This window comes from Singulisphaera rosea (assembly GCF_054877945.1).
On record NZ_JBTYIP020000029.1, the window covers coordinates 103,368 to 118,065 of the forward strand.

The following is a 14,698-nucleotide window of genomic DNA, read 5'->3' on the forward strand; positions in this document are numbered from 1 at the left end:
CGCCGTCGGCTCAACTGTGGGAAACCCATCTCCGTCGGCTCTCATTGCCCGATATACCAACGGCATACGATATTCCTCGAGAGGCCCGCATCAGATGCATTGTAGTGGAATGAGGCGAGGTCGAGCGAGACGATGCCCCCACCCCGCTCTCGATTCGACCTCTCAACCGAGGCCGATCGGTGACGCCGTACCGGCGTCGTGCAACCGTAATGCTCATCGTGCTAACTGAACCGTCCGAGGACCGTGAGGGCGAGGACGAGGCCCAAGGCTAAGGGGCCGGCGACGACTCCGATGGCGATCATGACGACGGACGAGGCGACGAGCGTGAGCCGCCCCCCCCGAGACTGGCGACCGACGAGGCCCCAGACGAGGAGAGGGATGATTGCGAGGGTAGGGAGGAGTTGCCAGTTCTCCCAAGGCCCGGTCGTCTGGGCGGGTGCCTTGGGGGACCACAGCAGGGACGGTCGCGGGCCGTTGTCGGAAGTGTCTTCGCGGAACTGGTAGGGCTTGCCGAGGCGGCGAATCCGGACCATCGACGCCGACTCGGGGATTTCGACGGTGGGCGTGCCGGAGACTTCGGCTTCCTGGCCGAGATGGACACGGGCTTCCCGCGCGAACTCGTCGAGCCCGGCGATTTCGATGGATTCCTGGAGGCCGGATCGAACGGACTGGATCCGTTCGGCGAGCCGCCGCGTCCATTCATCCCGAGAGGTCGTCGCGCCGCGACTCGGGTCCCACTCCGCGGCGCGTTCGGATCCTCGCAGGATCAACTCGACCCGGACGAGTGCCGAGACCAGGGCCGCGCGATCGTGGAGCGACCCTCGGTCGATCCGGGTGAGCGTCTCGGCCGTCGAACGACGCAACCAATCCCCTTCCTCCGCCTCGATGAGGCCGAGGGGAATCGAAACCAGGCCCCGCGTCGGGCTCGTGACGGTCCCCGACGGGGGGGCATTGATTGTCACGAGGGTCGGGACCCGTCCTTCGGCCAGGGCTGGAAGAGGAACATGCCAGGGCTGGAGGGGCTCGCGTTTAAGGACGGATTGCCAGACCAGGGTCACCTCGTTCACGACCTCTTCCTCGAGCGGGATCAGCCAACGTCCGGACGAGGCCAGCATCGGACGCGAGGGTAAGCGGTTGACCGTCGCCCAGAGAGGTTCGGAGCCGGCCGGGAGGACGACGGGCAAAAACCGCCCGGGGTGCGACTCGACCTCGTAGCGGACCGAGCCCAGAACCAGGCCGTCGGGGCGCAGGCCGCAATCGATGACGGCCAGCGCCACCCGCGACTGGCCTTCGGCGGCGGCGATCGTCTTCGCATCTCGGGGAGGGCCGACGGTCAGTGACCATGTCCCCGCCCGAACGTGGAAGACGCTGTCCGCGGGGGCATGCTGGCCCGCGAAGGCTTCGTCGAGGAATCGGGATTGGTCGTCGATCGGTTGCAGGCCGGGCGATCCTTCGGTCGTCAGGTCACGACCGGAGGCGTTGGCGATCGCAACGTACGTGTCGACCGAGCCTCGGCCGAGGGGATTCAGGTCGGGGAAGGTGACGGTCTCGGCCTCCGAGACCGTCCTGACCGAGCGGATGATCAGGCGACGCGAGCCCCAGATCGGGTGGTCGGGGCGGATCGTCCAGAAGGTGTCCTTGCCTCGGGTCACCGAGGTGAGCGAAGGATGGGGATTCCCCGCGACCTCGACCTCGGCGACGGACGCCCACTCGGTCGGCAGCTTCAGGTGAAAGGCGTCCCAGGCGCCTCCCGAGACATCATAGCTGAGGACGGCGACCCACTCCGCGGAGTCGGGGTGGAGCGTGAGGTGGCTCCGGACCTGGACCGCGACTCGAGGCGGCTCGACCGCCCAACGCATCTTCCCCGGGCCGGCGGGCAGGTCGACCCGGTAGGATTTCCGCGTCGAAGGGCTGGTCGTCCCCGAAGATGCAGAAACGGAGGCTGCGACGGGGATCGGGCTGACTCCTGTCCTGGACTCGAGCTCGATCGGCGTCGGCCCCTGGAGTGTGAGCGTCCCCGTGCCCGTCTCGGCGTCGATCCAGCGAGGCCAGGGGATCGACGACTCGAGGCGTCCGGGGATGGTCGACATTGGGTCGGACAGGACCGGCAGCCATCCTTGGATCCGGATAGATCGCTGCCGGGCCGACGCCCCGTCGAAACGGAGCCGGATCCGACCTGCCTCACGAGTCCAGTCGGTCAACCCTCCGCCATCGATTCGGACGACCCGCAGGGCCTCGGGGACTTCGAGTGCAAGGTGATTGACCTTCCCGCTCGTCTCGACGAGGTCGGCCTTGAGGTCGACCGCGACCCGTCCGGGCTCGACCGCGAGCATGACGTTCGGCTGGACGAGGAATCGGCCCGGCTGGGGGCCCGTCAACAGGCCGAAGTTGGGCTCGGGGGCCCTGAGGAATCGGGTGACCCCGGAGAGGGTCAAGGGCTCTTCAGGCAGGTTGCCCCAGGCCCTGACGAAGGCCTCCTCGGTGAGGGGTTCGCCCCCGAGACTCGCGCCAAGCCGTCCCGACCAGTCGGCCGGTCTGCGGAAGCCGAACGCGCCGAGGTAGGACTCGACGTCGAGCGGCTCGATCCTCGGGACGATCCGGGTGTGAAGCCCCGGTTCGAGCCTGGGCGACTTCAAAGGCCGCCAGCCCACGAGCTGGACCGTGGCCCCGTCGGGCAAGGGGGGCTCGATGCTGGCCACCCACTCGGGCGCTTCGGCCGTCCCCTGCCGAGTGACGTCCACCAGCCCAGGCAGGTTGACCGGCCGGATGAGCAAGTCCGGCTCGACGCGGAGGCGAATGACCGAGGTCCCCATCGGGTTGCGGTAGGTCAGTCGCGCCCGCAAGCGGTCGCCGGATGGCTCGGTATCCCAGAGGATCAGGCCTTCGACGATCCCCGCTCGGGCCGCTCGTTCTCCTCCCTGCTTCGGTTGCCAGTGGACTTCGAGGTGATCCGTCGGCCCGAGTGTACTCGAGACGTGTCCCTCCTCCGCCGCAGCACGTCCTCGGGCGGTCGGGAGGGTGACCCGGCGGTCGAGAGGGATTTCCTCGACGACGACTCGTGCCGCGGCCATGGGCGAAATCGGCAGGCTCAGCGACGAGACGTCGCCGTTCCGACGAGGGACGAATGTCCGCCGGATCGTGAGCTTGTGTCGGCCGGGCTTCGGGACCGACACGACCGCCTTTCCTTGGCGGATCAGGACCGGGACCGAGTCGTCGTCGACCGTGGCCATGACATTGCGGGCCGGGCCCACGGGGATCGCCCAGCTCTTGGGGCCGTCGCCGACCGCCATCAGCTCGTATTGCGAGTCGACGATGACGTCCCGATCCTCGCCGCCCGTGATCCGATAAGTTGCATCCAGGGCCGCGAGGCTTGAGGGGGCTCCCCCCTGCCCGCTCTGTGCCAGGGCTTCGAGCCGTCGGTAGTCGGCGAGCTTGAGGATGGCGCGGTCGGGCTCGGCCTTCGGGTCGGGGGCCCCATCATAAGGAAGGAGGACGATGATGGGCTCTTGCCCGTCCCCGGCCTGACCCCTCGCGGCTCGAGGGGGAGCCATCAGTGCCGCCAATGCGATCCCCGCGATCGCCAGGGGGACGACCCCGGCGCCGGCGACCCTGGTCCTCCCCGAGAGGTGGGATGTGGACGCATGCGATCGGTCGGTCCCCCGGAGTGAACGGCCGACCCAGTAGAAGAACACCGCGAGGCCGCCGATGCAGGTACCTGGGGCGAGGGGGACGTCGCGGACCACGCCCAATACGGAGGTGATCAGGAGGGTCGAGAGGACGGCCGCCCGGAGGTGGGGCGAAAGGCCCCTAACCGCCACACCCGTCGCCAGGACGGCGAGGGTTGCCACCCACTCCCAGGCCGTCCCCGCTCGAGCGTCTCGAAGGCTGACCTCGGTCCCCTCCTCCGGCCAGCCGGAGGCGGCGAACCTCCAGGTTCTCCACCCTTCGCCGACCGGTTCGAGGTCGGTCGATTCCCCGGTGGGGGCGAGTTTCGGAGTGGCCTCGCCCCTCCATCGGCCGATCGACTGGATACGGCCGGAGACGTCGGAGCCCCAGGCTGCGGCTTCGCGGAGCCTGGCCGGCCAGAGTGACCCGCCTGCGGCCGTGTCCGTCCGTCGAGCCTGGCCTGGGGCGGTCGCGGCCTCACTCTCGGTTGTGATGAGGAGGCTGTTGCCGATCGGCACCACGGTTAGACCGAGCGGTTGGAGGACGGCTCGCGCGAACCCGACGCTCGGCGTCTCGGGGTGCTGGGGGATGACGCGGGTTCGCGGCCCCATCCCCGCCGATTCCAGCGCCATGCTGTCCACGAGCAAGGGCCAAGGCAGGGCATCCCAGCGAGTGAACCACTCCCCCAGCGCGATCTCCTCAACGCGGGTTCGGGCGACCCGGCGGTCGAGATCCCGGAGCATGGCCTCGTCTCGCTTCGACGACGAGTCTTGTCCGAAGCCCCAAGGGTTTCGCCAACGGCTGAGGAATCGGTGGGCCGACGAGGTCGAGGGGATAGGGTCTGTGGGGATGAGGCTCGGCCCGAAATCCGCCAACTCCCAAGGTTCGGGGGCGACGACCTTCCAGCAGAAGTCGAGGTAAGGGAGGGAGGACTTCGGGCGTTCGGGGCGGAGGAGGAGCTCACGCCCCGATTCACGCGTCGGGGTGACGTATTCGAGGGTGATCGTGCAGCTTGAGCGCTTCGGGGTGGCGGCCGGGAGCGGGATCGAGATCTCGGAGCCGTCGCGGACCGGCGCGATGTCCTGACCGTCGCGACGGACCCGAAGGACGGTCGCACGATCCGGCATGGTCAGGCCCATGGACCTGGCCCCTTCGGCGGCGACTCGGAGCGTGAGGCGGTGGCGGCGCGGCCCGACTCGGTCGACGAACGTCGTCAGATTCGCCTCGTCGATCACGCCCTCGTTCCGAGCGGGCACCAGCCCTTCGGTGCGGAGTGCCAGCCGCCCCCCCGGGCGCGTGTATCCGAAAGCGTGTGCGGGGCGATAGGGGCTCGGCCCGAGGTCTGGCAGGTCGCCTTCGCCGAGTTCGCCGCCCGGCCCGACGTCCTCGGCCGAGATCCTCGGGTCGAGTCGGTCCAGGCCTACGGGTTCGACGGAGGAGAGGACGTCGCGAGCGACCTCGATCACCGCGAGGTTCCGGCCTCGGAATCGCGTCGGGAGCGTCAGGAGGGGGATTCGCTCGAAGTCGTGCCGGGGGACGGTGAGTCGCGATCGAATCGCGACGGGCCCCGCGCCGGGGCGGGGCAGGATCAGTTCCCAGGCGTCGCCCGTCTCGGGAAACCCGAGCGCGGCGCGGGCCTCCGCGGCGAGGGGCCTTCGGGTGACCTCGAGTCCTGTCACTTCGTCCGTGAATCGCCAGTCCCGGAGGCCTCCGATCGGCTCGGAGACGACGACCGCGAGCGAACGGATGGACTCCTCGGGGTTATTGGCCGCGATCCGCCAGTCGAGCCGGAGATGGTCGCGGTCGACGGTCCCGATCATCCGGACGGAGCCGGTGGGATCGGTCCGGGCACGTTCGCGGTCCACCTTCGCCTCGGCGCGGTCGTCGACCCAACGCCAGGCGAGGGCCTCGTGCATCCCACCCTCGGCCTGGGGCCGCTCGGCCGCGAGGGCCGGGTCGATCCACGCGAGGCCTCGTGCGGCGGTCGGCTGGAGCGTCAGCCCCGCCTCGGTCCAGGCGACCCAGCGCTCGTCGGACACGGGGACTCCGACGGGCCGGACGCGGGGGAGCGAGAGCGGCCCTCGGCCTCCGCCGATCGAAGCCGTCGCGACCACGTTGAGCACGATCGGGTCCCGCGCGACGTCCCCCGAAGGTGGCTGGACGTGGACACGGACCTCGCCCCCCGGCAAGGTCTCCGGGTGCCATGCCGGCGCGGCGTCGATCCCCTCGATCTGCACGCCCTCGGGGACCCATGCCGGAGGCAAGTCGACATCGAGCGCGAGCAGATGGCCGCGAATCGCCGACCAGGAGAGGCGGCACTTGATCCGAGGCGCCGCGTTTCCGAGGAAGAGCTGCCCCTGGACGTCGACGGACGCGCCAATCCTGGGCTTGCTGAAAACGAGCGTGGCGACGGGACGAGGGGACGTCGCTTCGAAAACGATCGCGTTCTCGTCCGCACTGTCGCCGGGTCGAGGGGCGATGCGATGCCCGGCCTCTTCGCGGCAATCCGACAGCACCCGCGTCGGGTCGAGCTTGAGGATGGTCAGGCCGCCCGTCCAGGCGGCATCCCTCGGCCTCAACGAGGGGATCGTCCATGCCCCCTCGCCGGGGACTCGTGCCAGGGCGCGAAACCGGAGCGGGGTCGGCCCCGAAACTCGGTCGTCGAACAGGACCGAGACCCGAGTGGCACCGCCGACCACTTCGGCCCGGGACTCGGCGACCGAGGGGCCGGTGACGTCGAGGAGCTCGAGCCCAGGGTCGAGCTCCACCTGGATTCGACGCGGGCCTTGGGGGTCGACGTTCACCGTCCACGAGGCCGACCAGGTGGCCGACGCCCCCTGGACCTCGATGCGGGTCGTCCCGGAGACCCAGGGTTGGGGCTCCGAACTCGCGTCTCGACTGCTGGCGGGGTCGCGGAGTCGGAGGTTGACGAGCCCCCCCTTCCCGTCGAATTGCCAACGCGTCCGCCCTTCCGTCGCCGAGGGCTCGGGCCCTTGGCGGATCCCGCCGGGCCCTTCGGGCGTCCAGCCTTCGGGGAGGTCGAGGACCAGGCTGGCCGCCTCGGTCGCGGGCAGGCCGAGGGAGAACCCGCGGCCCGACGAGTTGGGTCGGGCGCCGAGTTGCCAGGTCAGGGTGATCGTCGAAGTCGAAGCGTCGACCCAGACGGCGGTCCCGCCGTCGTCGAGCATACGAAGCCGGCCCGACGCCGCTTCGCCGGGGTCGATCGCCGGGGTCCAGGGAGAGAGTCGTAACAGTCCGGGGCTCGCCCCGGGCGGTTCGACGACGATTTCCGAACGGCCGACAAGCACGTCCGCGTCCCAACGCGCGAAGTGGCTTGCCCTCAACATCCGAGGGGCGTGTTGCGACGTTCGCACGCGTTCGCCCGCCCTCGCGGCCTCGATCAACGCCTTCAACTCCTTGGCCGAGGTGCCACGGAGCTCGGTCCCGGGCGGGAACCATGTATCGACCTTCGCGGCGGGGACGCGGACCGTGACGACTTCGGGGAACCCCGCGCCGAGCTGGAGGGCCAGGAACGCGACAAACGCCGCGAGGGGGCCGCCCGCCCGCAGGGTGAGGAGGATCGGGAGCGCGAGCCGTTTCGAAGCTGTTACGATGGTCACGGGTCACTCTTCCTCGAGTGCGCGAACAACTCCGGCTTCGTCAACGAGTCGGGGTTCGGCCGGTGGCGCTTTCGGGACCCAGGGACGTGGCCACGGGGAGATGATCGATCGTCGAGGCCGCCCGAACCCGGATCGCCGTCGACTCGTCGGCCCCGACCTCCGATGGAGACGGCCGGCTGACCGACGACCCGGGGAGCAACGGCGCGGGCGAGGTGGCCGGCTCGCCGAAGACCGCGGCGACCGACCGGCGTGGTTGCTCGACGAAGCGCTTCATGACCATCGCCACGAGCGTGAACAGCACCCCCACCCCCGCTGACTGGATCGCCAGGAACGTCCCGACCGGTTCGAGGGCCATCCCCAAGGCCAACGCGAGGGCCACGGAGATCGTCCCGAGGAGGCGGAACGGCGGCCTGAGGTAGAGGATCAGCACACCCAGGCCGAACGCGGTCCCCGAGCAGAGGGCCACGAGCTCGGCCCTCGACGCGATGAGCGGGCGGAGCGCCGGGGGGGATCCGGGCTGGCCGAAGAGATAGCTGTGATAGCCGTCTCGGCCGTCATTCTCCCACTCCTCGGTCGCCTTGGGGTTCCCGATCGTCGTGCCCGCCCATGTCGCCAGGGCCGCCGTCGACTTCCATGGGTGACGTTTCCAGACGTAATAATCCCAGTACCATTGATTCTCGTCGGCCCAACCGCGGGGGATGCCGACGAGCGCCCGGCCCGAGGGGATGCGGACCTCCCAGAGTGTCTGCTGGACCACCCCGTCGTCGAGCAGGTGGGGGGGATCCCAGGCGGACCTCGGCCGACCGAGAGTCGTGTATTCGACCTCGAACGAGGCCGTCCCGAGGCCGAGGCGCCTGGGGAGTCGGAACCGGTAACGTTCCGAGCGAGGCGAATGCTCGACCTGCGCGATGGTTTCGCCGTTGATGCGGGCGCGAATCAACTTTGCATCCACGGGGAGTGCCAGGACAATCGCCCCGGGGTGGGTTTCGAGGCGATAGGCGGCCGTCGTCCGAAGCTCGTTATCCGGGCCTTGGAGCGTCCGTAGCCAGAGGCGGGATGCAACCAACGGCGGCAAGGCGGACATGGCCGGGGCGGTCGCGGTCAAGCGGAGCGGGGCGTCGAGGGGCTCGTCCCTCGGGTCCGACATCGACAACCGGAGCGGCTCCCCGCTCTCTTCCGACGCCGACGGGCCTTCATTCCCCTCGACCCGCGTCCACTCCGACGACCGAACCTCGAGCTTGACTCCGAAATCCGTCTTCACCCGGGCCCGAGGAGGCTCGGATTGGCCGTCACGGAAGCGAATCCAGTCGACCTCGAGGTCGCTCGCCTTGGCCGGCTGGAGTGGGACGGCGAGCGGCTGTCGGATGCGGAATCCGATCGAGAGTTTGCCCGTGACGGGACGGGCGAACTTGAGACGAACGAGGCGCCCTCCCGTCGTGGTCTCGCCGAGGTCGATGCGGCTCGCGAGGTTGCCATCCTCGAGCTCCCAGCGACGCGCGAGAATGCGGGGGACCTCGATGTCAACGTTCTCGAGGGCGCCGAAGTGGACGTTGCAGGTCGTCTCCTGTCGGGTCTCGATCCCGAGCCGGCCGACCTCCACGGAGAGGTCCGTCTCGGTCGAGAGCGAGCGCGGGTGGGCGACGACGCGGAGGGGCAGTCGCGTGGGGTTCCCGTCGTATCTGAGCCAGAGCGCGGGGCCCGTCGCCGGGTCGGGCCGTTCTCGGGGCCAAGGCCAGTCCGAGGGGGGGGCCTGGAGCGCGGGACGGAACGTGGCGAGCACGTCCGAACCGGCGTCGTGCTCGGCGAGGTCGGCCGTCAGGTTGCGTTCGACCACGACTGCGACCCGCCCTCCCCCCGAGGCCGATTCGCGGGGTCGAAACAGGGCGAGGTCGACGGGCTGCGCCGGGGCGATGGCCTGCCTGCCGGTGAGATGGATCCGGAATGCCGTCCCCTCCTGGGCCCTCGACGCGAGGCGCAAGGTCAAGAGCCGGGCGCCATCGGCTTCCGAGGAGAGCTGCTGCGATTCGACGGTCTCGTTGGGGCCGACCGACTCGAGTTCCAGGCCTGGCGGGAGGACGATATGGAGGTCGAACAGCCTCCCGTGAGCCGCCTCGGCCCGGAGCCAGGTGTCGACGCGTGCCTGTCGAGCGTCGAGGAGGACGGTGGTGCTCGCCTCGGTGCGGACCAGAGGCGGAGACGGGTCGATCCGGAGGTCGAGGTCGAACGGCTGGTCGTCGAACCGATAGGCGAGCACCGTGGAGGGGCGAGCCCGCAGGTCGGGAGGCAACTCGGTCCGAGGGTCGATCTGGAGGAGGCCTCGGCCGGCCGGGCCGCTCACGAAGAGGTTCCCACCTTGCTGGACGATGCCGACCGCCCCCGACTGCTCCTTGGCGTTCTCCAGGGCGAACCCCCGGAACGACAATTTCGCCGGCCCTTGAGGTGGCAAGATCCTCCGTGTCGACATGACGAGGCGCTTCGTCGGGCCAGGGCGGAGCGGGTCGGTCAGTTGGATCGTCAGCCGGATGGCCCCATCGACGGGTTCGAGCGCGGTCGGGACCGGCTGGCCGTCGAGCGTGAGCTCGAGGACCTCGTCCTCCGGGGCGAGCCTCAGGTTGAGGTTGCGGGAGGCCCCTCGGACCGACTTCACCAGCCATGACGAACGCGTCCGGAGCGAGCCCGGGTTGACGTCGATCGCGATCTCCCCTTGCATGGACAGCAGCGGGGGGAGTTGCGCGGCCGGGTCGATCTCGATCTTCCAGGTCAGGTCGAGGCGAGATCTGGGAGAGAGATGGGCGATCAGCCGGGTCGCACGCCCTTCCTCGGTCGGCTGGCATTCGACCGGCTCGGCGCCTCCCGTCGGCCCGTCGGTCGAACCCGTCCAGGCCTCGGAGACCGTCCGGTCCACGTCCAGTCGGATCTCCGTCTCGGGCGTCTCGGGGATCGCGACCTGGAGGCGGTGCCCTTCCGTCGTCGAGCCGAGGCGGACTTTGAGCTCGACACGGAGCGTGTGCTCGCCGACGCCCTGGACTTCGACCTGCCACCCGCCCTTCGGGTCGTCCCGTAGCCTCCGAGGCTGGTCTCCCTCGAAAGCCCCGGTGACGGTCTGGCCGTCGAGCCGCAGGGATACCCAGTTCGGACCCGGCCCCGAGGCCTGGACCCTGGCTTCGAGGGTCAGCTTTGCCAGGTCGCCGTCGACCTTCCCCCGAAGGACGACCGAACGCAGGACCGCGGCCCAGGGATCGGCTGTCGGCTTTCCTCGCCGGGCCTGCTCGAGCTGAGCCTTCCACTCCTCGCCCGACATCAGGATGAATTCGGGCTTGGCGATCGACTTGAGGAAGTCGCCGAGGTCGGCGGGCCCCTTCAGGTAGATGTTGATCGGCGGATCCGCGGGTTTGTCGCTCGCCGGTAGTTCCTCGGCCCGGCTCCCCCCGGCCTGGAGGGCCAGGGCGAGTGCGAGGGCGAGGGCGAGGGAGGGCGTGCCAAAGATCTTCAGCCGCATGAGCCGTTGCAAATCTCTGGACCTTCGCGAGGAAAGGGGGCCACCAACGTGCTGCTTGAGAGGGAAACTCCGGCGCACGCGACGCCCACCCCGAGCGGAGACCGAATCGGTTCGTTCGCCTTTGGTGGGCGAAGATCCTTCCGGATAACTATACCACCCCGAAATGGCACCTGCCACGACGCGTCCTGCCCAGGCCACAAAGTCTCCGGCAGCCCGTTGTCTTGCCGAGTCGGATGACCGAACCACCCCGGCATCTCCTTCTAGGAGATATACGAGGGATCGTACCTCCGTGGATCGGGGGATTTTCTGAACGGATGAGCGAACCGCGACGGGATATGCCGGATGTGCTGAGGATCGGGGTGTATACGTGCCCCGCAGGACGGAGAACCGCTCGGCGCAGACCCTCACTCCGAGCTCGAGCCGGATTTGAAGGGTTTCAAGATCTGACGGCGAACGGCACGAGGTTGATCTTGGCCGCGAGGATGAAGTCGTTCTCCGAAAGCCCGCCGATCGCGTGGGTCCAGAGGACGACGGCGACGTTGCGATAACCTTCGAGGTGGAGGTCGGGGTGATGGCCTTCCTGCTCCGCGAGGACGGCGAGTCGGTCGAAGAACTCGATGGCGGCCATGAAGTTCTTGGCCGTCCATCGTCGTTCGATGCGCTGACCGTCGTTGACCAGTTCCCAACCTTCGAGGCCAGCGAGCAACGACTTGGCCTCCTCGGGGGAAATCGGAGGGACCCCGCCTTCGCAGGGGCGACATTGCTTCCTCGCCAACTCGTCGGCGGTGGTGCTCATGGATTCGGGCTCCTCTCGTCGGCCAACGGGATTTCAGGGGAGGTGGGATCCTGCCCTCGACCCTCCCGTCGCATCTCACGTGCCGGACGGAGTTCGACGAGCGATGGAGTTGCGACGTCGAAGTCTGGAAAGAACGCTTACTGGAAGCTTTCCTGTTCGTTCGGGAAGCTGCCCGAGGCCACGTCGGCGACGTACTGCGCGGCGGCGGAGCGGATGGCGTCACCGAGGGCGGCGTAACGGCGGACGAACTTGGGTCGGAAACCTTCGAAGAGGCCGAGGAGGTCGGGTGTCACGAGGACCTGGCCGTCGCACTGGGGGCCTGCGCCGATGCCGATCGTGGGGATTGGGATCTCGGCGGTCACTTGAGCGGCGACATCACTCGGCACGCACTCGAGGACGAGTGCGAAGGCGCCGGCCTCGGCGACCGCGTGGGCGTCGGCGAGGATCTCCTCGGCGTCGCGCTGGACTTTGAACCCTCCGAGCCGACGGACGGATTGCGGGGTGAGGCCGACGTGACCCATGATCGGGATGTCCGCGTCGACCAGGGCCCGGATCGTCTTGGCCGAGCGCCGGCCGCCTTCGAGCTTGACGGCCCGGCACTCGGTTTCTTTGAGGAACCGGCCGGCGGAGAGGACGGCTTGCTCCGGGGAGACTTGATAGCTCAGGAACGGCATGTCCGCCACGACCAGGGCCCGCCGGGCGCCTCGGGCCACCATCTCGACGTGGTAGACCATCTGGTCGAGCGTCACGCGCAAGGTGGTGCTGTGCCCCTGCACGACCATCCCGAGCGTGTCGCCGACGAGCAAGCAGTCGACCCCGGCGTCATCGAGCAGCTTGGCGGTCGTGTAGTCGTAGGCCGTCAATAGGCTGATCTTCCGCCCTTGCTGTTTCCAACGGGCGAAATCGGGTGGGGTTACGGCGAGTTTCTCGGGTGCCATCCGGCGCGTCCTTGGGGGTCGGTCAGCTCCGCGAGCAAGGTGCCGGGACTGCCCACAAGGACTTTGTATCGCCCTCGGATCGCTTTGTGCAAGGCCAGCCGTTCCGGCTCCACGCTCTCCAGGTCGGCGAAGTAATGGGCGCCCTTGGATCGGTAGAACTCGACGAGCGCCAGAGGATCTTTCCCATCGATCGTCCCTCCCCACTCACCGGCCGCCCTCGCGGCGGCTTCCGGATCGAGCTCGAGTCGACAGCCCCGTCGATCGGCCTCGAACAAGAGCGCCTCCGGAGCGACCACCAAGGCGTGGTGAGGGACCTCCGCCTGAAGGATCCTCGCCGAGGCACGCAGGCCCGCCCACTCCGGTGGCGTCTGCCAGGTCTTCGACGTCTGGAGGAGCGCGAGCGAGACCAGGGCCAGCGCCGTGACCACGCCCAGGGCTCGGCTCCCATCCAGGATCTTCCCCAGGGTCGTCCCCACGCCCACGGCGACGACCGGGGCGATCGCGAGCCAGTAGTATTCGTGGTGCAGCTTCGCCGCGAGCACGCCCATCGCCGCGAGTGCGGACGCGCCCCAGACCCACCACAGCCGGTCGCCCTTGCGCCCCAGGAGCAACCCGGCGGCCCCCATCGCGAGCCCGGGCGGGGTGAGCGCGCGGAGGGAGTTCCGCACGATCCAAACTAGGGTCGCCCGATGGAACAAGGCACCTGAGAAGAAGACCTGGATCCAGATCGCCCGATTATCGGCGGAGGCCCGCGACCCTCGCCCGGTCGAGATCATCGTCGCCGCGTAGACGTACCAGGCCAGGGCCGGCACGAGCAACGAGACGACCACCGCCACCTTGCGAGGGCTTCGCGGTCGGAGGATCACGGCGACCAGAGGGATCAGGATGTAGGCCGCCACGACCTTCAACGCCAATCCCAAGGCGACCAGGACGCACCCTGCGACGAGACGCAGGCGTCCCCCTTCGGCCTCGTGGTCATCCCAGAAGCGCAGGCCCGCGAGGAGGGTCCCGAGCATCAGGACGTCGGGTTGGAAGGCGCGTCCGTATCGGATCGTCACCGGGAAGATCGCGAAGGCCGCCACGGCCAGCAGGGCGTCTCGGCTCCCTTCCCGACGCCTGGCCAGTCCGAAGAGCCCCCAGGCCCCGAGGACCGTCGCCAGGGCTGAGGTCAGGCGACCCGCCTCCTCGAGCGTGAGGCCCGTGAGCCGTCGCAGCACGACGACTGTCGCCGCATACAGCGGAGGCTCGACCAGGAACAGGTTCGGGAACGGGCCGGTGTCGAGCTCCGGAGAGTGGAAACGCCAACTCCGGTCGAGATTCCGCGCGACCATCGCCGTCGGGATCTGCCGCCCGACGTAGTTCTCCACGATCGGCTGGTCGAGCTTCCACGCACGCAATCCGAGCGTGAGGAGCAAGAGCGCGATCAACGCGGTTTTTTCGCGAGAAAGGTGCAGAGGCGACCTCCTGAATCCATCGGGGGCCGGCGACCGGGGCCGATGTCGAGCGTCTTGAAAACGGGCCTCTTAATAGACAAATCCTTGTCGTACATGCTTGGATTTATTTCTGAAAATCTACCTCGAAATCTTCAAAAACATCCAAAAAGTCTTTGCTTTGCTCCGAGGGAAATGTCAGGATCCCTGGACTCGTCACTTCTTTGTTTCTTCTCGGGCGACGATCGCGGGACAACTCCAGGCCGAGGCGCCTCCGGTGCCGTCGATCGTGGCAATCGCGGGAGACGCGACATGCAAGTCCGTGATGTCCTCAAATCCAAGTCGGGATGGGTGATTTCCATCGAGGCCGAGGAGACCGTGGCCGAGGCGATCGCCCGGCTGGTCCAGAACAACATCGGTTCGCTGCCGGTCATCGACGACGACGGCTGCCTCGTCGGCATCTTCAGCGAACGTGACGTCCTCCGGGGCATCCACAGCCACGGCGAGCGATTCCGCCGGATGCGTGTCTCCGAGCTCATGACCAGAGACCCCGTGACCTGCGCCCTCGGCGACGACGTCGACGACGTCATGGGCAAGATGAGCGAACGCCGGATCGCGAAAGTCCCCGTCCTGAACGACTCCCGACTCGAAGGGATCGTCTCCGTCGGGGATGTGATCAAAGTCCTTTATGAGCGTGTCAATTCCGAAAATCAACACCTGTTGTCGTACATCCACGGCTCGCTCTGAGA

At 68.5% G+C, this 14,698-nt stretch carries 6 protein-coding genes; 1 reads left to right on the top strand and 5 read right to left on the bottom strand.

Annotated elements, in window-relative coordinates; all coding sequences use genetic code 11:
* Window positions 1-221 precede the first annotated feature (221 nt).
* From ACYOEI_RS33025 to ACYOEI_RS33045, 5 genes are all read right to left on the bottom strand, one after another.
* A complete protein-coding gene (locus tag ACYOEI_RS33025) occupies window positions 222-7,286 on the bottom strand; it encodes a hypothetical protein (RefSeq protein ID WP_462854245.1) in 7,065 nt (2,354 codons plus the stop codon).
* A 40-nt stretch (window positions 7,287-7,326) separates the two neighbouring features.
* The gene (locus tag ACYOEI_RS33030; RefSeq protein ID WP_462854246.1) at window positions 7,327-10,785 is read right to left on the bottom strand and encodes a carbohydrate-binding protein; all 3,459 of its coding nucleotides are present in this window, start codon (window positions 10,783-10,785) and stop codon (window positions 7,327-7,329) included.
* A gap of 436 nt (window positions 10,786-11,221) precedes the next feature.
* A complete protein-coding gene (locus tag ACYOEI_RS33035; protein WP_462854249.1) occupies window positions 11,222-11,581 on the bottom strand; it encodes a 4a-hydroxytetrahydrobiopterin dehydratase in 360 nt (119 codons plus the stop codon).
* Between the two features lie 137 nt (window positions 11,582-11,718).
* Complete coding sequence (panB, locus tag ACYOEI_RS33040; RefSeq protein ID WP_462854251.1) at window positions 11,719-12,519, bottom strand: 3-methyl-2-oxobutanoate hydroxymethyltransferase; 801 nt, start codon at window positions 12,517-12,519, stop codon at window positions 11,719-11,721.
* The gene (locus tag ACYOEI_RS33045; RefSeq protein WP_462854253.1) at window positions 12,495-13,946 is read right to left on the bottom strand and encodes an ArnT family glycosyltransferase; all 1,452 of its coding nucleotides are present in this window, start codon (window positions 13,944-13,946) and stop codon (window positions 12,495-12,497) included. Before ACYOEI_RS33045 ends, panB begins: the two co-directional genes overlap by 25 nt.
* A gap of 315 nt (window positions 13,947-14,261) precedes the next feature.
* Here ACYOEI_RS33045 and ACYOEI_RS33050 point away from each other — a divergent pair, with 315 nt between their 5' ends.
* Window positions 14,262-14,696: a CBS domain-containing protein gene (locus ACYOEI_RS33050; RefSeq protein WP_462854255.1), complete on the top strand. Its 435-nt coding sequence runs from the start codon at window positions 14,262-14,264 to the stop codon at window positions 14,694-14,696.
* The last annotated feature ends 2 nt before the right edge of the window (window positions 14,697-14,698 follow it).